The 21,321-nt window shown below is 50.0% G+C and carries 14 protein-coding genes and 1 pseudogene; 10 read left to right on the top strand and 5 right to left on the bottom strand.

The window, feature by feature from the left end:
• Positions 1-4: 4 nt before the first annotated feature.
• The 3 genes and pseudogenes from AF70_RS09135 to AF70_RS09125 all read right to left on the bottom strand — a co-directional run.
• Positions 5-799, bottom strand: coding sequence for an SDR family oxidoreductase (locus AF70_RS09135; RefSeq protein ID WP_028938998.1), 795 nt, complete (start codon positions 797-799; stop codon positions 5-7).
• A 193-nt stretch (positions 800-992) separates the two neighbouring features.
• Positions 993-1,328, bottom strand: coding sequence for a helix-hairpin-helix domain-containing protein (locus AF70_RS09130; protein ID WP_019582567.1), 336 nt, complete (start codon positions 1,326-1,328; stop codon positions 993-995).
• Between the two features lie 113 nt (positions 1,329-1,441).
• Positions 1,442-1,767: pseudogene (locus tag AF70_RS09125) on the bottom strand (polysaccharide biosynthesis protein); the annotation flags it as partial.
• Between the two features lie 391 nt (positions 1,768-2,158).
• On the opposite strand from AF70_RS09125, the gene AF70_RS09120 reads away from it, so the two are divergent.
• Positions 2,159-3,097 carry an NAD-dependent epimerase/dehydratase family protein gene (locus AF70_RS09120; protein WP_028938996.1) on the top strand — a complete coding sequence of 313 codons (939 nt, stop codon included), beginning with the start codon at positions 2,159-2,161 and terminating at the stop codon, positions 3,095-3,097.
• Positions 3,098-3,474: 377 nt separating this feature from the next.
• Here the strand turns inward: AF70_RS09120 and AF70_RS09115 are convergent, their stop codons facing one another.
• Positions 3,475-5,469, bottom strand: coding sequence for a nucleoside-diphosphate sugar epimerase/dehydratase (locus AF70_RS09115; RefSeq protein ID WP_028938995.1), 1,995 nt, complete (start codon positions 5,467-5,469; stop codon positions 3,475-3,477).
• A 1,458-nt stretch (positions 5,470-6,927) separates the two neighbouring features.
• On the opposite strand from AF70_RS09115, the gene AF70_RS09110 reads away from it, so the two are divergent.
• From AF70_RS09110 to AF70_RS09070, 9 genes are all read left to right on the top strand, one after another.
• Positions 6,928-7,758, top strand: a complete 831-nt coding sequence (locus AF70_RS09110; RefSeq protein ID WP_028938994.1) for an ABC transporter permease — start codon at positions 6,928-6,930, stop codon at positions 7,756-7,758.
• A complete protein-coding gene (locus tag AF70_RS09105) occupies positions 7,748-9,076 on the top strand; it encodes an ABC transporter ATP-binding protein (RefSeq protein WP_028938993.1) in 1,329 nt (442 codons plus the stop codon). The genes AF70_RS09110 and AF70_RS09105 overlap by 11 nt, the downstream gene beginning before the upstream one ends.
• Before the next feature lie 11 nt (positions 9,077-9,087).
• A complete protein-coding gene (locus tag AF70_RS09100; protein ID WP_050438282.1) occupies positions 9,088-10,227 on the top strand; it encodes a class I SAM-dependent methyltransferase in 1,140 nt (379 codons plus the stop codon).
• Complete coding sequence (locus AF70_RS09095) at positions 10,227-12,272, top strand: glycosyltransferase (RefSeq protein ID WP_028938992.1); 2,046 nt, start codon at positions 10,227-10,229, stop codon at positions 12,270-12,272. Before AF70_RS09100 ends, AF70_RS09095 begins: the two co-directional genes overlap by 1 nt.
• 169 nt (positions 12,273-12,441) lie before the next feature.
• Entirely contained in the window at positions 12,442-13,737 is a 1,296-nt protein-coding gene (locus tag AF70_RS09090; RefSeq protein ID WP_231508956.1) for a hypothetical protein, read from the top strand.
• A gap of 43 nt (positions 13,738-13,780) precedes the next feature.
• Positions 13,781-14,977 carry a glycosyltransferase gene (locus AF70_RS09085; RefSeq protein ID WP_028938990.1) on the top strand — a complete coding sequence of 399 codons (1,197 nt, stop codon included), beginning with the start codon at positions 13,781-13,783 and terminating at the stop codon, positions 14,975-14,977.
• Positions 14,974-17,007, top strand: coding sequence for an HAD family hydrolase (locus AF70_RS09080; protein ID WP_028938989.1), 2,034 nt, complete (start codon positions 14,974-14,976; stop codon positions 17,005-17,007). Before AF70_RS09085 ends, AF70_RS09080 begins: the two co-directional genes overlap by 4 nt.
• A gap of 363 nt (positions 17,008-17,370) precedes the next feature.
• The gene (locus AF70_RS09075; protein ID WP_028938988.1) at positions 17,371-18,369 is read left to right on the top strand and encodes an acyltransferase; all 999 of its coding nucleotides are present in this window, start codon (positions 17,371-17,373) and stop codon (positions 18,367-18,369) included.
• 257 nt (positions 18,370-18,626) lie between these two features.
• Positions 18,627-20,405: an acyltransferase gene (locus tag AF70_RS09070; RefSeq protein WP_169342472.1), complete on the top strand. Its 1,779-nt coding sequence runs from the start codon at positions 18,627-18,629 to the stop codon at positions 20,403-20,405.
• 577 nt (positions 20,406-20,982) lie between these two features.
• Here the strand turns inward: AF70_RS09070 and AF70_RS09065 are convergent.
• Positions 20,983-21,321 carry an EamA family transporter gene (locus AF70_RS09065; protein ID WP_028938986.1) on the bottom strand — a complete coding sequence of 113 codons (339 nt, stop codon included), beginning with the start codon at positions 21,319-21,321 and terminating at the stop codon, positions 20,983-20,985.

The following is a 21,321-nucleotide window of genomic DNA, read 5'->3' as shown; positions in this document are numbered from 1 at the left end:
CGCCTCACTTGTAACGCGCGGCGGCCGTGCTTCTGGACAGATTCGGCGCCATCGCATGACGCGCCGCCACAAAGGATTCCCACTCCGAGAGATTCGGCAAGGAAGGAATGGTGATGAGCTCCCCCTGATCCAGACCCGACAACGCCGCGTCGACCATCTCTCCCGCTTCCATGATCATGTCCTCCGGAATCTGGGACGCATCAATACCGGAACGCTCCAAAATCTCGGTGCGTGTCACTCCCGGCAATACCGCTTGCACCTGAACCCCGGTGCCTTGCAGCTCAGTATTCAACGACTGAGTCAGGCTCAATACATAAGCCTTGCTCGCGCTGTACGTCGCGTTGAACCGCTCAGGAAACAACGCCACCACCGACGCAATATTGATAATCGTCCCACGACCGGCCTTGGTAAAACCGGCTGCCGCCGCCGAAGCCAACCGCGTCACCGTGGTGACGTTCAGTTGAATCAAGCGCTCCATCTGATCCATGTCGGCGTTGGCCAACAAACCATCCGCCGCGATACCGGCGTTGTTCACCAATAGGCTGATGCTTGAATCGCTGCGCAGACGCTGCTCAATCTTCAATACATCATCCTTTTGCGTCAGATCCGCCTTGAGCACCTCCACCTGAACACCATGCTCTGCGCGCAATTTGCTCGCGGCAGCCTCCAGCCGTTCCTGATCACGGGCGACCAGCAATAAATCAAAACCACGCGCCGCCAACCGTTGCGCGTAAACCGCACCGATGCCGGAAGAAGCGCCGGTGACAAGGGCCGTACCTTGGGTCTGGACAGAATTCATGACAGTGCTCCTGGGAGGATGCTTAAGGGAAGACGAATGCTTCAGCGAACGACGGATTTATTATAGGCATAATTTTATCGCCATATGATAGCCGTAATTTTTTGCATCCCGATAAAAGGTGCCAGATAACCCTCTGCAGTAATAAGCAAAAAAGGCCGGTCAATGACCGGCCTCCTGGTGTGGATTTATAAGCTTAGTTCACTTCCAGCTTGTCGCGATTCTTGTCCAGAATGGCTTTGCCGATACCCTTCACTTCCAGCAGTTCGTCTACCGACGAAAATGGCCCATTACTCTCACGATAAGCAACAATCGCCTTGGCCTTCGCCTCACCGATCCCGGTCAACTCCCGTTGCAGGGTTGGCGCATCGGCCCCATTCAGATCGACCTTAGCGGTTTGAGGCTTGGCGGCAGCGTCCAGCACCAAGGGTGCCTTGGCAGCCTCTGGCGTAGCCGTCGGCGCAGCGATTGCCGCAATAGAGGCGCTGGTGAGCAGGGCAAAAACCAGAGAGTAGAAATAGCCAGTACGCATAAATGAAGCTCCATGACATCGATTGGAAGAAGCAGCTTTTCCGAAGCTGCCTCCCAAACTTAGGCGATGTGATGGAGCTGTCAAAAGTGTGTCCGTTACAGGATGTGAAACAATCAGGGTTCGAGGCGGCGTTGCTGGTGAATCCAGTCGACGATCTCGCCGTCGGGCGTGTAGCCGCTGACCGTTTCGCGCAGAAGCTGACGGACGCGGGCGTAATCATCCTCCTCGACAGCGATCAGTAACTCAGTGAGACGCCCCTTGAGCACGTCCCAGGGCAAATGGTCTTCATTGGCGGTCATGATCATCGGATGTGGCGTCGCGGCAACGTTATCGCCGATCAGTAATTCTTTGTAGACTTCTTCTCTTGGGCGAAAACCCGCGAACTCAATGGCAATGTCTTCCTGCAGTTTTTGTCTGAGCAGACACTCAAATGTGAAAGCGGCCTCAGACAACGCAGATACAGCCGACCATAATACTCTCATCCTGATCTCGACGCTGACAGAAAACCTAGCACTGTCGTGCACGTCGAGATACAAAACGTACCTCACTACTGTGAGCGTTTTTAAAGGCGCAGAGCGAGCAAGGTTTAGCTCTCAGCGCGTCGATATAGCACTGGCGTCAATCCTGCCAAACCAGGGAAAACGAACGCGGATAGACCGTCCTGAGCTTAAACACAACTCGATTGAGTAGCGTTGTTATGGGACACTTACTCTCGTTGAGCATTAGAAAACCAAGCCCTAACCACCCAAGAGCCACTGTATCTGGCTCCGCTCGCAAGACCTGCGTATTTCAGGGCACAAAACCCGACATCATTTGATAGGTTTACCATCATGGCTAACGCCCCTATTTTAATCACCGGCGGCGCCGGTTTTATTGGCTCCCATCTAACCGATGCCTTGCTCGCCAAGGGCTACGCGGTGCGAATTCTCGACGACTTGTCCACCGGAAAGCGCAGCAACCTGCCGCAAGAAAACCCACACGTCGAATTTGTCGAGGGCGATGTTGCCAATGCCGCTTTGGTTGCGCGAGTCATGATCGGTTGTCAGGCAGTTGTACATTTAGCCGCAGTGGCTTCGGTCCAAGCCTCGGTGGACGATCCTGTACGTACCCACCAGAGCAACTTCATCGGTAGCTTGAACGTCTGCGAAGCTATGCGCCAAGCCGAAGTCAAGCGCGTGGTATTTGCCTCAAGTGCTGCGGTGTATGGCAACAATGGAGAAGGGCAAGCTATCGACGAGGAGATACCTAAGGCGCCGCTGACACCATATGCCTCGGACAAACTAGCGAGCGAGTATTACTTCGACTTCTACCGACGTCAGCACTCTCTTGAGCCGGTCGTGTTCCGCTTTTTCAACATCTTCGGCCCACGTCAAGATCCCTCTTCACCGTACTCGGGGGTGATTAGCATTTTCAGCGAACGGGCGCATAAAGGTCTACCCATCACAGTTTTTGGCGACGGTGAACAAACCCGTGACTTTGTTTATGTCGAAGATCTGGTAAAGGTGTTGGTGCAAGCCGTCGAAGCGCCGAAGGTTGAAGTTGGCGCAATCAACGTCGGAATGAATCAAGCCACCACTCTCAACCAGATGCTGGAAACATTATCCGAGGTAGTAGGAAAACTGCCATCTGTGAGTTATGGCGCGGCGCGCCCTGGAGACATTCGCCACTCGCGGGCAAATAACCAACGACTACTTGAAAGATTTCAGCTCCCTGAGCAAACTCCAATGAAGGTGGGGTTAGCCCGGCTGTTAGGTACAGAGATTTGTTAAGCTCTTGAAAAATACCAAATTATCTAAAGAATAAACTTCTGACGCCTTTCAAATCAACCCGCTCCTCCTTTTCATATTTTCACGATGACGATAAGGAGCGGGAATACTTTGCATCGCGTATACAAATAAGCGGATATTCAGAAGTGGAAGATAAAAACAAGACTGATTTGATCAAACGCTTCGCCTTGCACTCAGGCAATGACAAAAATACCCTAGATGGTTCAATACTGGGTACTTTCTTTAATCATGACTGCAGCAGGGCAGCCATACAATCCGAACTCACCGAGTTCAAACAACAACCCTTATTACTCGACCTCCCCAATCTTGACCTCTAGCAACTCCCCCCCGCTCTCAACGGTAAGTCGTCTATGTGGGGATCAGGGTTCAAGGCGACGTTGCTGGTAAATCCAGTCGACGATATCGCCATCCGGTGTGTAGCCACTTACTGTATCACGCAGCAACTGACGAACTCGGGAATAGTCATCCAGCTCAACGGCAGCTAGCAGTTCAGTCAGCCTGGCCTTGAGTACATCCCAAGACAGGTGATCTTCTTTGGCACTCATGATCATTGGATGCCGTGTTGCTGCCACGTTATCCCCAATCAACAACTCCTCGTAAAGCTTTTCGCCCGGGCGCAGACCGGTGAATTCAATTGAGATATCGCCGTGAAGATTTTTCTCTGAGCGAACACTCAGACCCGAAAGGTGAATCATCTTCTCCGCCAGCTCGACAATCTTCACCGGCTCGCCCATGTCCAGCACAAACACGTCCCCCCCCTGCCCCATGGATCCAGCCTGAATTACTAGCTGCGCCGCCTCGGGGATGGTCATGAAATAACGGGTGATTTTCGGATGGGTGACAGTCAAGGGCCCCCCCGACTTGATCTGCTTATGGAACAGAGGAATCACTGAACCGGAAGAACCCAGCACATTGCCAAACCGGACCATCGTGAATCGGGTTTTATTTACCCACGATACGTTGGCTTTATCGCCGAAAAACACCGGCGCAATCTCCCGACTCAGCGCCTGAAGGATCAATTCGGCGAGCCGCTTGGTGCTACCCATCACATTGGTCGGCCGCACCGCTTTGTCAGTGGAAATCAGTACAAAGTTCGCAACACCTGCCTGCAATGCGGCCTGAGCGGTATTGAGTGTTCCCATCACATTGTTGAGCACGCCTTCGGCGATATTGTGTTCAACCATGGGGACGTGTTTGTACGCAGCTGCATGATAGACCGTGTCTACGCTCCAAGTCTTCATTACATCAAGGAGCTTATGCGGATGACGAATGGAGCCCAGGATAGGCAATAGCCGGACAGAAAGCGACTCACGGGCAATACGCTGCTCAAGCTCGAACAAGATGCTGTAAAGATTGAACTCACTATGCTCGAACAACAAAAGCGTGGTCGGACCAATGGAAAAAATCTGCCGACATAACTCCGAGCCAATCGAACCACCGGCCCCTGTCACCATTACCGTCTTACCCTTGATACAGCGTGCCAGCAGATCGGGTTGCGCCGGAACCGAATCGCGCCCCAGCAAATCGGCAATATCAACCTCCTGAATGTCATCGACCGTCACCCGACCACTGGCCAGATCAGTGAAACTCGGCACACTGCGAACGTGAAGCGGAAAGCCTTCCAGAAGATCGAGAATCTCCCGACGTCGCGCTCGAGTAGAAGATGGCAGGGCCAGAAGAATCTCTTCCACCCCCGTCACATCGATCATCCGCTGAATATGCCTGGGGTTGTAAACTTGTAAGCCAGCAATAGAACGATCCGTAATGCTTGTATCATCGTCGATAAAAGCTACAGGCCGCATAACGCGCCCCATACGAAGAGCAGCAACGAGTTGATTACCCGCAACACCGGCCCCATAAATGGCCACCTTGATCAGGCCATTGTCACGACTGGTGAACGGCACGTGTTGGGCGGCGGTGAACCAGTCACCCATAAAATATTGGCGCATACAAAGGCGCAGTCCGCCAATGATGACGAGGCTCAACCACCAGTAGTTAAAGATAATGGAACGTGGCACCACCGCTTCGTGGTTGCTGTACCAGTAGACAACGACCGCAAGGAGCAGCGATGACAGGCTGACGGCCTTGATGATGGCAATCAACGCGTCGTTGCCAAAGTAACGCATGACCGCACGGTACATACCGAAGCGGACGAAGAGAGGGACGGCCACCATCGGCGCACACACGAAGAGCCAGAAATGGAGCTTTAGTGGATTGTACATGCCGTCTATGCCTAGACGTACGATGAAGGCAAGCCATAGAGCAAACCAAACCAGCACCGTATCAGTGGCCACCTGTAACAATCTTTTTTGCCTACGAGGCAGACTCAGCAAAAAAATTCTAAATTTATCCATAAATGATCGACCCGCCAGGCCTTTCCCTCATTACTAAATCTGATAAATCATTGTACATAAACATCGCACCAGATCACCTTCAACCTGACGATGGAGACCGCCCAGCGGTCAACGATCGCACATTATATGTACGCCTGCAGGACACCAACGACAGGTTGCTCACAAAAATTGATCCTGCGTCAAGCTGACTTAGGCAGATGATCACAAAACAGCTTGCACGTCTAGGAGCTTCGCCGACGGCATGTCCGCAACAGCCGCAAACCGCAGGCCAGCTCACACTCGAGTAACTCGCGGATGATTTCGGCGCGTGGCAGGCCTCTACGGCATGGCTCGCGCTTGGCCGGCATGACGACTTATCAGCCTGCTCAGCGACAGGCATCAGCGATGCTTTTCGACTTCGTTGATGAGCGCGAACTGTGGTCTTGCTGAGTCAGCGGCGCACTCCAATTTGCAGCCGAACAAGTGCTGACATAACAGCATATCTATTCTTCAAGATGAACGACCTTCGACTCAGGGCTATTGAGAACAATGAAAAACACCACGTCAAGCGCGGTCACCGTAGGCATCCAGCTGGTCCAGGGCAACTAGGACTGTCGATGGATTTTCGAAAGCCTACCGGATGGGTAGAGATGGACTTTTCACCATGACGTCGGGCGCGCGATGAGATCCTGGATCCCAAGAGAAATCGGGAGCCACCACCGGAGATCAAGTCTCGGCTTGGATGACGAGGAGCACGAACGGTCACAAATAATTTAGGGGTTCTACGACCTAATTCAAGGGTGGTACACTTACCTCCATACGTTTGGACTCTGTCGCCCCCAAGGGGCGGTTGCCCATCATGGTTCAACCAAGAAAAATAGCCACCGAAGGTGCTTTGGGGAGTGGTTCTGGAAATCAGCTGGTGAGCCAATTCAACACGACATGGATTAATTCCGGTGCGCTTTGTCGGATAAAGCAAAATCAGCTCGCCAGAAAGTATCGATCGTGCGTTATCGCCCCTGAAACGACCTACGGCAGTATTTATTCAGAAACAGTAAACCTATCCAAGGCTCCAATCACTCTCTGCGCCGACACCGGCAAGAGGTTTTGGGCGGATCCACTCGAATCCATTCACTACACACGCCTCCAGCCAGGAGATTTTAGCTCTTATTGCGTAAAAACAGGGAGAGATTCAGCTCCTCAGCGAGTGCTTATGGTGACCTGCAACATCTTCCGCAGCAGAGCATCGCCCCCTCTCGGCTACCAACCCTTGAAAAGATTTGCTCTGTGATTCGCTATTATGCCAGGCCACACCAGAATGATCAGACGGCTCGCTATGCGAGTCCAGCACTTGCAAGCAAACAGTCAGGGGGTGCTGAAATCTGCACCGAAACCATACACGCAGGTTATTGACGCAGACAGAGCAAGAACCCTCAAAGGATTCAAAAAGTGAGTGTATCGATGCAGAAGGCAACACCAATCAATCCACATGGCAAGCATCCAGTATCTCCGGCCACCTTGATTTCATGTTTGTGGCGTAACCGTCGACTCACTCTGCAAATGACAAAGAGAGAAGTAATCGGACGGTATCGCGGGTCAATGTTGGGTTTAGCCTGGTCTTTTTTTAACCCGGTGCTGATGTTGTTGGTATACACCTTCTTTTTCGCAGTAGTGTTTAAATCGCGCTGGGGTATTGGCGGGACCGATAGCAAGACGGATTTTGCAGTTATATTGTTCGTGGGCATGATCGTTCACGGCTTGTTTTCAGAAATCCTGAATCGCTCTCCAAGATTGATTTTGGACAATGCCAATTACGTCAAAAAAGTTGTATTCCCCATTGAAATACTGCCAGCAGTCAGTATTGGCGTCGCACTTTTTCATGCAACAGTAAGTCTTGCTGTTCTGTTAATCGCCTTCTTGATTTTTAACGGTTTTGTTCAATGGACCGCTGTATTCATACCGCTGGTAATATTGCCATTGATCATACTTTCGCTGGGGGCTGCTTGGTTTCTCGCTTCGTTGGGTGTGTACTTACGCGACGTGGCTCAAACTATTGGTCTTTTCACCACCGTATTAATGTTTCTTTCCCCAGTTTTCTACCCTGCCACATCATTGCCTGAGGCGGTACGCCCATGGCTAATGATCAATCCGCTCACCTTCATCATTGAGCAAGCACGGGAAGTGATGATATGGGGAAAGCTCCCGGATTTTCAGGGATTGGCGATTTACACACTTTGCGCGGTTTTCATCGCATGGCTAGGGTATATCTGGTTCCAAAAAACAAGAAAGGGGTTTGCTGATGTCCTCTAATGACTTGGCAATTTCGGTTGCGGGCGTCTCGAAGGTTTACCATCTTTATGAAAAACCTCAAGACAGACTGAAGCAAATTCTCTGGAAAAGCGCTGCCAACCCCAGTGACGAGTTCTGGGCGCTACGGGATATCAACTTTGATGTTAAAAAGGGCGAAACCGTGGGCATTGTGGGCCGTAACGGCTCAGGTAAATCCACTCTACTGCAGATTATCTGCGGAACCCTTACTCCTTCGCATGGCCACGTAGAACGTCAAGGTCGCCTATCAGCTTTGCTTGAACTTGGGTCTGGTTTCAATCCAGAGTTTACAGGGCGTGAAAACGTCTATCTGAGCGCATCAATACTTGGACTATCAAAAGAAGAAATTGATAACCGATTTGATAAAATCGCCGGCTTTGCTGACATTGGACAGTTTATCGACAGCCCTGTAAAACACTACTCAAGCGGTATGTTTGCCAGGCTTGCATTCTCGGTATCTGTTCACGTTGAACCGGAAATATTGATTGTCGATGAAATACTTGCTGTCGGTGATGCGGCGTTCCAGCGACGTTGCCTTTCGAAGTTTTACGAAATACGTGATCGTGGCTGCACCATCCTTTTTGTATCTCATGATCAGTACCAAGTTAAGTCGGTGTGTGAGCGAGCGTTGTACCTCAAAGAGGGCCGACAAGTCATGTTCGGTCCTGCACCTAGAGTCATAGATCAATACATGATCGAAATGGAGGCTCAGGTTGCACAGAGTACCACTGCGGCATTCGCCTCCACGTTAGCAACAGCGGCCGCTGAAAGTCACGACACTTCAGAATCTGTCGAACCAGATGCCAGCAATCCAAAAAATATCGCCCCCAAAGCTTCTTTGAATGACAGCGAGTCTGCAGATCAGCTATTTAAAATTACGGATGTCCGTCTGACTGACACCAAAGGCAAGGCTCTGGATACCGTAACAACCGGGCAATCCGTGAGTGTGTGTTTCGATTTTGTCGCGCTGGTTGATACACCGCCGGAAGAGATCAGTTTCGTCTTCAATCTATATAGACATGATGAGCTTTATCTATGTGGCGCTACCACACTGATGGACAAAATCCCGGCCTTCCGCTCCTCAAGCGCAGGAACCGTATCGATTGACTTTGCAGATCTCCCCCTATTGAGCGGTCAGTACAAGTGGCGGGTAGCAATTAACGACAATGTTGGATTTATAACTTACGCAGAAGCGAAAAATGCGTGTTCGTTCCGTGTTGAAGACAACTTCAAAGCGGTTGGCATGTTAAGCCTTCCGCGACAGTGGAATTTTCAACCAAACGATCTCAACAGTATTTGAATAGGCCACAAATGGAACGGTTAGATATCAACTTTGCTCCCGAAAGAGCGAACATAGAAGCGTCAATCCATTTCGCGAGATACTCGGTTGCCACGCCCTTTGTAAAAAACAAGCGAGTCCTGGATATTGCCTGTGGCGAAGGTTACGGAAGCTATCTTTTAAAACAAGCTGGGGCCGAAGAAGTCGTCGGCGTAGATGTGTTCGCCGATGCAGTGAATCGTGCTACCCACTCATTTGGCGGTCCTGGAATCGACTTTATTGCGGCGGACGCTACAACCATCGAAGACAGATTTCCGGCCGAGTACTTTGACGTCATTGTTTCGTGTGAAACTATTGAGCACATTGAAGATCCTGCTGCCTATTTGCATTCGCTGAAGCGCGTTGCAAAGAAAGACGCGCTCATTATCATTAGTTGCCCAAATGACTATTGGTATTTCCCGGAAGAACATCAGCGTAACCCGTACCACTTGCGCAAATACCGATTCGAGGAGTTCCAGCAGCTCGCCAGCAGCGTACTGGGAGACAACGTCAATTGGAGCATAGGAACCGCGGTCTTTGGATTCGGCTCAACGCCGCTAGATATCGAGCGAGACTATGAAACTGTTCCCGATAGCTGGATGAAATACAACTCAGTCCAAGGTGCATACCTTGTTAACGGCGGTGAAAAACCGGAATTTAATGCTGAGAATTGCAGCTATTATTTCGGCATCTGGAATGCACCTGAGATCACCAATGGCGCTGCTGTTTTCCCAATCAGTATGGACGCTTATGCGCGCATGGTTCATGCAATGGACGGTACATTGCTTATGGACGAACGGATAAAGATGGACACTCTCCATGAACGTTTGACTGCCCTTCAAACGGAAGCTGATACACTTAAGACCGACTTGAGAAAAACACGACTTAACTATCAGGCAACGCTGACGGAAAACGAACTGGTAAAAGAAAGATTGCATGTTTTCAACTCCACTCAGCATGAATTGAATGCAGTAGTGCATGCGCTTCAGGCCGAAGTGGCAAGAGTGACCGCAGAACGCGATCAAATGCGAGTTGGTTATTACCGTTATCTCCGTTTGGGAGGATTGGTTCCTCGCCATGCTCGAGCGTTGATAAAAAAGGTTTTCAGAACTGTTCGCAGGAACCCTAACTGATGAAAGTTCTAGGGCTGGATATCATCCCGGGGCTTTCGCGCGGGCTCTACGTTTATGACAATGCGCACGCTCTTCTGGCGGCTGATGCCTGGCGCGAGACGGGGCCGAATATCGGCAGTAATGGCGAGAACCTGACGATCTCTTTCCTTTCGATGAACCGCTCATCGCTATCGATCAAGCTGCTCAAGTCCATTGAAGAGTTCTTGCCGCACTTCGCCGGTGAAGTGCTTATTATCGATAACGGCTCTTCGGCAGAAGAAATCGAGCGGTTGCGCGAGGCGTGCAAAACGCTGTCTTTCCGAACCCGTATTGTCGAGCTTGGGCAAAATTTCGGTGTATCAGGCGGCCGTAATAGAACCATTCCACACGTCACGACGGAATGGCTTATGTGTCTGGACAATGATATCTACTTCACGATGAATCCGTTAAAGCAGATTCAGCATGATCTAGCGGTTCTTGGCTGTCATTTCATGAGCCTCCCCTTGCTTGACCCAGATGGTCAAACGATCTTCGCCAGGGGCGGTCACGTTTATGTGTCCTATGAAGAGGGCGAACTTCATATCGGTGCTGGAAGCGCTTCCCTGCAGACAAAAATACAGGACGTTATCAGTCAGCCGTTCCTCGGGACCTTCCTGTTTGGTGGTGCTTGCGTCGTTAACAAGGACACGTTCGATCGTATCGGTAGTTATGACGAGGGGATGTTTGTTGGCTTCGAGGATATCGATTTTTCGGTACGCCTGTTCCAACAGGGCTACAAAGTCGGTTGCGCATCGGTATGCGCTTTGGTGCATGACCACCCAATGCCTGATTCGGACGCTGATCGCGACTATGAGAAAGAGCGTTTTTCTCGCGGTGTTCTTCACAAGTCTGCTATGCACCTTGAGGCCAAACACGGTTTCAAGATCTGGGGTGATGCGGTCGACCATTGGGTCCAGTCACGGCACGATGAACTGGGGCTCAACAATGAGGCCGATCACATTTCCGCTCCCGTGAAGGCTGTACCGGTAGAGCATGAAAAGACGAAAATCGCACTGATCATCGATACGGATAACTGGGCGTTTGGAAATATCGCCCGGCAACTGGAACGCTATTTGAGTGAGCAGTTTGATTTCGTTGTGATACCGATGGATATCATCGACAACATCGACAAAATATTCATGATGACCGAAGACTGTGACATTGTGCACTTCTTCTGGAGAGAACATTTAACACTCATCGGCACGCCGTACTACAGAAGCTATGTTGAAAGCCTTGGCATGCCATATAAGCTGTTCCATGAACGCTTTATTGCCACTAAAAAGCTCAGCACAAGTGTTTACGATCACCTGCTTCTGGAAGAAGACGAACTCAGTGGCCGCGCCCATCTTTTTACCGAGATAGTCGCTGGCTACACTGTGGGTTCTCAAAAGTTGAACCGAATTTATTCCGAAGTAAGCGGTTATCCCGAACCTACCCGCGTAATCGAGGATGGCGTCGACCTGACAAAATTCATGCCTATGAATATTGAACGTCTTCAAGAAGTCGGTCAGCGTGAACTGGTCATCGGTTGGGTTGGAAACAGTAAATGGGCGGCAGAGCTCGAAGACTTCAAAGGCGTGAATACGATCCTCAAGCCGGCAATTGAGCAACTTCAGCAAGAAGGTTTTGCTGTAAGAAGCCTATTCGCTGACCGACAGGACCAATTCATTCCCCATGACCAGATGCCTAACTACTACTCAAAGATCGACGTCTATGTGTGTACGTCGAAGATAGAAGGTACACCTAACCCCGTTCTGGAAGCGATGGCTTGCGGGATACCGGTTATCAGTACTGATGTCGGCATTGTGCCGCAGGCTTTCGGCGGGCTACAGAAAGCCTTTATCTTGCCTGAGAGAACGATCGAAGCACTCAAGGACAGTATCCGCAAGCTTGTCGAAGAGCCTGCGCTGCTAACTCGACTTTCAACAGAAAACGTTGAAAGAATCAAAGAGTGGGACTGGTCTATAAAAGCTGCAAAATTTGGTCAGTACTTTGAAAGCCTTATAGCGATCGACAGCCGTACTTGAAAACAGGGGATGTCGCAGGTTCGGATCAGCCTGCGGCATGCAAAACGGTTTGAGCGTATGGTTGGCGCAGTCATTACGGTATCGCAGTCTACCGATATACCTGCCTCATCCGCTATCACACGCCTCAAAATGCTAATCGACATCGATCCCACGACACGGAATATATGCAGTGAAGAAACTTCCATCGGCGACGAGTGACATCAGAGGAGCTAGCTTTGAAGGAAGATCTGATTCGTTCGAACTTTTCGGAGAAATGGCAGACACGCTCCTGTACTGGGTGAGCGAACTGCATCGCAAACTCATCGAGAACGGCGTCAAACAGGTATTCTTTCTCTCCAGAGAGGGACAACCACTCAAGCAAATGTTCGACTGCTATTGTGTTCGCGTGGGCGTACCGATTCAAAGCCGTTACCTGGAGGTTTCTCGCAGGTCAACGCTGCTGCCTTCTCTGAATGCGTTGAGCGAAGAGCAGTTCGAAACGCTTTTCAGACAATATCGACGAATGTCGCTTCTAGAGTTTCTCTCGAGCCTTGGACTGGATGAGTTCTGCACAGAGTTGTCAGCCTTGCTGGGCCTGACGACTGAACAGTCGAATCAACGGCAGGAGGACTTTCCCGAAAGCGTCCTCTTCTCCCGACTCAAGGCGTTGCCGCGATTCATTGCGATATATGACGAGCAACGACTGAGTCGTCGAAAGGCATTTTGGCAGTATCTTTCTGCCCTCTCGGAAGGTGATGTTCCCGAAAACCTTGTGGTCGTGGACGTCGGCTGGAAGGGCACGATTCAGGACAACCTTTACACGCTGCTTTGCAAGGGACCGGCAACGCCAGTCAAATCAGTTACAGGCTACTACATCGGGCTTATAGCGTCAGGAGCGGCAGGTTCTGCGAATCCCAAGCATGGCCTTCTATTTTCCTCTATTGCAGGCCGCTCGTCGCGGTTTCATGTCTTTAATGAAAATCGCGCCCTGTTCGAAATTCTCCTGGCAGCAGATCACGGTTCAGCGGCCAGCTACCAAATAGACACTAATGGTAGGGCTAGTGCCGTCCATGACACGTTCCATGAGCAAGAGATGCTGGAGGCGCTGGTGTTTCCTGTTCAGCGTCACATCTTCGCTCGTTACAACCAGTTGCTAGACGCCGTGACACTGCAAGCCAGTACGCAGTCGCTACGTCTTGAGCAGATCGCTCGCAGCCACGCGCGCTTGGTTTTCCAACCTTCGCAGTCCGAGATCGACTGGTTTTCTTCAGTATTTCACGTTGAAAACTACGGTGTGTTTGAACGCTCTTTCTTTACTGGTGTACACAAGCTCCCGAGCTTTTTTGATAGGCTGAAGTTCATGTTCACTGTCCTGAGGCGCAACGGACGAGGATTGCTTGGGTTCTGGCCATGGAAGAAGCTCGATGAGCGGGTTGGCCGCCCAATAGCCAACTTATATGGATTAATCCGCTATTTTCAGAAGTAATCATAAATTGAACGATAGAAGAATTTGCTTTCTCGTAGGCTCGATGGCTATCAGCGGTGGTACTTACGTCATCATTCAACATGCCAGCTACCTGCGTAATCATGGATATGACGTAACGCTGGCGGTTCAGGAACCTTTTTCGGCAGCGACGCTTTCCTGGCATGACGAAGCGCCGAAGCTTCGTTGCCTGCCCATAGAAGAGGCCAAGCAAGAGTCTTTCGACCTGGTCATCGCTACATGGTGGAAAACCGCTTTTGAGCTTGGTAATTTCGACGCCAGAAGGTATGGGTATTTCGTACAGTCGATCGAGTCCAGATTTTATCCTGAATCGGAAGGGCCATTGCGTGCTTTGGTTGACGCTACCTACCACTTCCCAATCGAATACGTGACTGAAGCTACGTGGATCCAGCATTACCTGAAAGACGACTTCAATCGGGATACCACTCTTGTACGCAACGGTATTCGCAAGGATGTGTACTCAACATTGGGCTTAGCCAGCGCACTTCGCCCTACTGATGCGCAACCAAGAATATTGGTAGAAGGACATTTTGGTGTTTCATTCAAAAATACGGCCTTGGGTGTTCGATTAGCCAGAGAAGCTGGCGCAAAAGACATCTGGGTACTGACGGGCTCTCCCATCAAGTGGCTTCCCGGTGTCTCGCGAGTGTTTTCTCGAGTGCCGATGGTCAAGACTGCCGAAATTTATCGCTCTTGCGATATTTTGATCAAACTCAGTACAGTTGAAGGGATGTTCGGTCCGCCACTTGAGCTATTTCACTGTGGCGGCACCGCCGTAGTCTTTGATGTTTCCGGACATGACGAATATATCGTCAATGGAGAAAATGCGGTCGTGATCTCCACTGGAGACACTGACGGTGTTGTCAGTGTCCTAAAAAAGCTCATAAACGACCGTACCGAGCTTTTACGGCTTCAGGAAGGGGCACGCAAGACAGCCGACAACTGGCCTTCCTGGCAAGACTCTTCGGCTCTATTCTGCAAATGGGTAGAAAAAAGCCTGGGAGGGCCTCCCATGGAAAAATCTGTTTTTACAGAGTTGACTGTAAAGGCGTTCAACGAGTATTCAGATCAAGAAAAGCAGCGTCTCAATACAAATCGTTGGGTCGTTCGCCGTCATAAACTTAGTGCTCTTGCCGCCAGACTCCCCGCGTCGCTCAAGCTTCGGATCAAGCAGCTGGAAGCCGTGGGTGAAGTAATTTTTGGTGGGCGAGAAGTACGATGATCTACAAAATCAAGACGGTTGATGTCTGGGACACCTTGCTTAGAAGAGATTGCCATCCTGAATGCATCAAGCTGGCGACCGCTGCTCATGTTTTTTTTGAGCTGTTTGGACACTTCAAACCGCTCTACACGGGCTACTGGGATATCTATCAGGCACGGGTGGATACAGAAGCCCGTCTAGCACGGACGGCTCGAGAAGCAAACAAGGACGAAGAGTATGAAATCGTACATGTGCTCAAGGAATGGCTGGAGACAATTCTGCTCTCTCCCTCCGATAAGAGTCTGCCCCAGCGCTTTGCCGACTATGAACTTTCGGTAGAAGTGCGCCGTACTTTTCAGGACCCAGATATCGAGGCCTTTCTCAAGCAGCACTCTGCCGAAAGAACGATATTCCTCTCTGATTTCTACATGACCTCTGACATGCTCAAACACTTGCTTGAGCAGAAGGGGCTCAGTCATCTCTTTGAGGATGGTGTGAGCTCGTGCGACGTGGGCTTGAATAAGCGTTCAGGAACGCTGTTCAAATATGTGCACGAGGTCTACGGGATCACTCCTCGTGAACACGTGCATGTAGGCGATCACCCTTGGTCGGATGTAGAGTCCCCGGCGCAACTGGGCGTTACCGGTATTTCATTCATGCCGGACAAATCTCATACAGCCAGGAAAGAGCGCGAGAGCCTGTTTGCTTCACGTGAGGCATTGTTCCAGCATCTTCGACAACTCAGTATTCAAGCAGTAGCGCCATCAATACTTGCGCGGCAAAAGACCGAAGCGGCAGCGTTTCGTTTTGGAGTAGAGGCCGCTCCACTGTTCTTAGGCTTTGCCTTGTGGATTGCCGAGCAGGTAGTCTCTAAGCGTCTGGATCGAGTCTTCTTTCTTACCCGAGAAGGCGAGTTTTTTCGCCGTATATATGAAATTGTCTTCCCAGATCAGACGCTTTTTGGGCATCAATTGCCAGCATATGCGGAGCTTGAGGTCAGTCGACTTTCCACGTTCGTCGCGTCAATGGAAGAAGTCTCGAATGATGAGTTCAATCGTATTTGGCGCCTGAACCGCTCGCAAAAAGTTTCCGGGCTGTTTTCCACGCTGGGTCTGGAATACGCGGACTTCGCTGATCTTTTATCTGAGGTTGGGTTAGAGGCCTCGGATGTTATTGAGCGCCCTGATGAAAACGAGTCATTAAGCAAGCTGATTCGGGCGCCGGCATTCACGGCTGCCGTCAACGAAAAAATACTGGAACAACGTGAGCTATTGAATGAATACCTTACAGAAAAAGGTATTTCACAGAACGACAAAGTCGGCTTGGTTGATATTGGCTGGCGCGGGACAATCCAGGACAATCTTGCGCGGATAAAGCCTGCTACACACTTCCACGGGATGTATCTTGGTCTGCGAAAGATGCTAAATCCCCAAGCGTCGAATGTTTCAAAGCGTGCCTACGGTGCTGATGAACAGGTTGATGCTGATACAGGCAAGCTGTTTGAAGCGTTTGCTGTACTTGAAATGCTGTGTACATCAAACATGGGCAGCACGGAGAAGTACGTAAGGTCGCATGGCAAGGTTACTGCGTTTCGCAACGTCTCAGCCGAAGAAAATAGCTCCCACAGTGAGTTTTCCGCTCACTTCCAGGAGGGTGTCGCACTGGCTGCCCAAGTATGGGGACCATACCTAGAGCGTTATGTGGTGGGCTCCGCGGAACTGCTTGCGTCGGCGGTGCATGTCTGGAAAAAACTCAGTGTCAATCCGGATGCTGACTTGGCAAAGATCTTCATTCATACACCTCAACATGACGTTTTTGGATTCGGTGATATTTTCCAGAAAAATCAGGCTCCGACACTATCTACGATCTTTCTTTCCCCATTCAGCGGCACTGCGCGTCGGCAGGTGATGGACTACATCCGTCGAGTTCAATGGACCTCCGGAATCAAACACCTCAATGGAATTGGTCCCGTACACAAGACCGTGCTTATTGCTCTCTTCACGGCGGCCAACGCGGTTAAACGTTATCGGATGAAGTCTCGTAATAGATAGATGTTTAACCTTGCCAACATTGAGTAACCGGCAATCTCGCCCCTAAGGATGAGATTGTTGGGTTGCGTCCAACAAGGTGTGACTACCGGACGCCTACGTGACTGCGCCACGTACAGGAACGCTTGCCGCATGCGCAGACAGTGACCGACCACGAAGCGCTACTATCCTCGAACTGCTCGCCAGAAATGCCACAGTAAAGAGCTGACTCACCTTAAGGTGAGTGGGTCGCAGATCGGATATGCTCGATGGCGGGCTGAGTATTGGATGAATGCTAGGGGCTGATAAACTAGTGCCCCGTTCTGCTGTGAGCACTACCCTCCCCCGGAGTACCTTGGAGCGACTCGGTTGAAAAGAGAACAGTTAATGTCAGATAAACAAAAAATTCATGGCCTGGACTATGCACGTGCCATTTTCTCGATCTTCGTCGTGCTATGGCACTTCCATGCTGCCGGAACTTCGACCATTTTCAATTCGGCGACAAACGCTCCATATAGTCCAAGCGCTTCAGACATTATCAATTTCAACGTCTTTCTACAGGCTGTGCCTTTCTTTATTCTTGCCTCGTGCTATCTGTACGCGGGAACCGCCACATCTATTCGCTATCTTGGCCGTCGCGTCGTGAGAATCGGCACACTGATCGTGTTCTGGGCAGTAGCCTATCATCTTTTCTATGGAGGAGTAGATGGATTGATTCAGGCTATTGGCAAGTTGAATGAGAGTCCAATCTACCAAACCGTAACCGCGCTTGAGACATACTCATTCTTTATTGGCCTTATAATCTCCGTCGCGCTTTCCGCTCTCGCGGCTTACTGCAACTTAGCGATACTAATACTCTGGGTTGTGCTCGGATCAACAGCTGTCTGCTACTTTCAATGGCAGACCATCATGCATGGAACTATCTGGACGGGATCCTTTTGGAATCCTCTAAATTACGTAGCGTATCCGGCCGCCGCGGCGTTGGTCTATAGGCTTACTAAATCGCCCTCTACACTAAAACTCCTTGGATGGGCCTCAGTTATACTTTTTATAATATCCACCGCTCTGGAATGGAGATTCCTGGTTAATCCGTCGTTCTTTCCTGGCCAAGGATATAATCTGCCGGCTTATACGCGGCTCTCATCGATGCTCTTTGTCATCTTTGCGCTGGTTCTCTGTTTGAAGGTATCTCGGCCAGCAGGCCCGATCGTTCAGTTCATGTCCAGAAACTCGCTCGGTCTGTACTGCATTCATCCATTTTTGTTGGCACCGCTGAACAGATTGGATCTGCCGCTTTGGCTAAGGGTGATAGCGGCAATCGCGGCAACGTATGCAATAGTTATCGTACTCAGACAGTTCTTCCTTAGGGAGGAAGTCTTGGCGTGACCGATGCCTATACATTTGGAACGGGAGATAGGGGCCGTGGCGCCAGTCCGATTGTTCGGGTAGCTCGCGCGTGGTACTACATCCAACCGTCCAGACCTCGACTGAGTCCTGGTAAGGCTTCAGCCGGAAACCTCGAAGGACTTGGTCAAACTCACGCCCTTTTGCGATGTGCGCATTGTTTTTTCTTCAGGTAAAAAAGTGCGGCCACTGGGCCGGCGTCTGAGAGGATCCGCAGCAACTGCTGCGCGGTGATGGGCATGGTTGCCCCCGAAGATATTCCCTATAAAGAGGTACGGCTTTACGATCAGGTGATACCATGTATGCTTATAAAAACCGCAAGGGAATGGTCAAATACCGTGACTAAACATGTTCCATTTGGAGAAAGAAGCTTATGGGCCCTCCTCCTTTCGCTGCCAATTGCATATTTGTTTACTTCAATTCTTGTGCCCTACTTCGTAACGCTATTCTTTAGCGGAATCCTGGTTGATATAGAAATAAATGCAACGGGCAAAAAAAACGACTCATCACTTGGCGCAGAAGTATGGATGGAAAAACCAGTCTCCATTGGGAAAATACCAAGCGGATGGGAGTCCAGAGGCGATAGACTTGTATCATATATCCCACCGTACGGGCCACTTAAGCTTTCCATTCCATCAAATAGTCAAGGAATAACTTTTATAAAGCAGAATAGATCGGGATCAGTAAAAATAACTTACGGGCCATCAAAAACAACGATTGATCTTTATAGCCCTACAGAAGTACCAACGAAACTGACAGGCTACGAGTTCCTCACGGGATCAAGCCTTGCTTACAAAGTCCTGACACCATCAATTTTTATTGCCATATTAATAGCCGCATTCACTTCTATACTTACGGTGTTACGAAGGGATTCAGTGCTAGCCATTATTATCGATAGGCCTGCAGAATCAAAAAATACAAGGTATGAACCTAGACTTGACCATCTCAGATTCATGGCCGCCTCCATGGTGATTTTCTACCATTGCTTTACTGACAACTTTGCCCTCGGCCATAGCACATACAACCCTTTACTCGGGCTGGTTGAGCAGGGTCATATGGGGGTCGGGCTATTCATGGTACTTAGTGGCTATCTACTGACAAAAATCGCATCAGGAAAGGAGTTGAATTATTTTGACTTTATAAAAAATAGGGTCATAAGAATTTACCCTCTATATATTTTCTGCGTATTGATAATGCTTTGCGGGTGGAGTTCCGAATACTCTTTCACTCAAGCATTGAGTATGTTTTTCCCATTTGTAAATGCATTGCAAGGCGTGCAGCTTCCGATGTTTGCACACCTATGGACCATAGCCGTCGAGTTTCAATTCTATTTACTTTTCCCATTCTTGGCATTATTTCTAGATAGATCAGGCTTCCGCTTCATTATTGGAATGCTCGCCTTAACCATATTTTTCAAGTATCTAATGTGGTTCAAAATAGGCTCTGTGACAAACGTCTCATACATGACACTTTTGGGGCGAATAGATCAGTTTCTTATCGGAATGGCTGCCGCTTATCTTGCTAAGAAATACATCTCAAAAAAACAGATTTCTACAAGCTGGCTTATAGCGGCGATAGCCGTATCGGCAAGTATTATCAGTATTTTTTGTGGCCTGAAAGGATTGATTGGCATGGATCAATCTTGGCTCATGGCATTTTGGCCGTCTACAGAGGCTGTGATGTGGGCAATATTAATTGTCAGTTACTCACACGCGCGCATCCGTATACCCGAGGCACTCGATGTTAGCCTTGCACGCCTAGGCCAACTCAGCTTTTCCATGTACTGTATGCATTACGTTGTTATCCCATTCACAAATTCTCACTTCGCAGGTCTCGGAGGGGCTCGTGGCGGGGTTGCCGATATTTTAATGCAAACAGCATTTTTAACTGTCCCAGCTATTATCATCTTTTCTATGCTGACCTATGGGGTTATTGAGAAGCCATTTCTCTCGCTCAAGACTAAGTACGCGACAGCACTCAAGATGGAAAAGGTTCGCCATCCTGAAAGCGTAACGTAGCAAAATTTAGATAACCTCCGTCGAGAGGGAGTCAACTGGAAAGTGGTGTAATCCATTGCGACGAAACACGTGTACGGGTGATGAAAGAGCCAGATCGAGAGCCAACCAGCTAATCTTAGATGTGGGTGCAACCGGTAGCCCGCCGGATAAGCCCGTGATCCTTTTTTGACTACTCTACCAACCAGGCGACGGAGGGTCCGTCGCACTTGCTCGAAGGTTATCGCGATTACCTGATGACCGATGATTAGCTGGCTATAATGCTTTGAGCGAGCTGCCTGGTATCGAACGCCATCAGCTACTTGGCACCTGGACCAAGTTGGTGCGCTAACCGAAGCCGGTTATTTGCTGATCGAAAACCATGTGATAGGACGTACGTTCAAGCCCTTTGTGGTCGAGCGCAAAAACTGGCTGTTCAGCGATACGCCCAAAAGCTTGATGACCAGAGCTCAACTTTACAGCTTGGTCGATACGGCTAAAGCCAACTGCCAAAAAACCCTATACGTGGCGGCTGCACACCGAATATCTCAAGATAGCCATAGGTACTCACCCGTAAATATGGGGTTCATGGAGCGCTTACCTACGAACGACTCGCGACCGCAATTCCTAGCATGATTAGAGAAATGCCGACAAAATACTGCGTACTAAATCGCTCGCCGAACACAATATGACTGCCAATAGGCACCAAAACAAACGCCAACGCCATCACTGGATAGACGCGGCCTAATTCAATCTTTTGTAAGATCCAGACCCACGCTACGGATGTGATCGCGTAAAGCAACATTGCGCTGAACAACGCCGCCAACGCACGAAATGTGAACAAAGTCCCGCTAGCCGCCAACGCAGCCGCACTGACCTTGAATAGAATCTGGCCAATTGCCAGACCCAAAACGCAAAGTATCGCCCAAATATATAGCAT

Origin of the sequence: Pseudomonas sp. KD5 (assembly GCF_012932895.1) — a bacterium.
GTDB lineage: Bacteria > Pseudomonadota > Gammaproteobacteria > Pseudomonadales > Pseudomonadaceae > Aquipseudomonas.
Note: the sequence above shows the minus strand (reverse complement) of the source record. Positions and strands in the feature narration are given on the sequence as shown.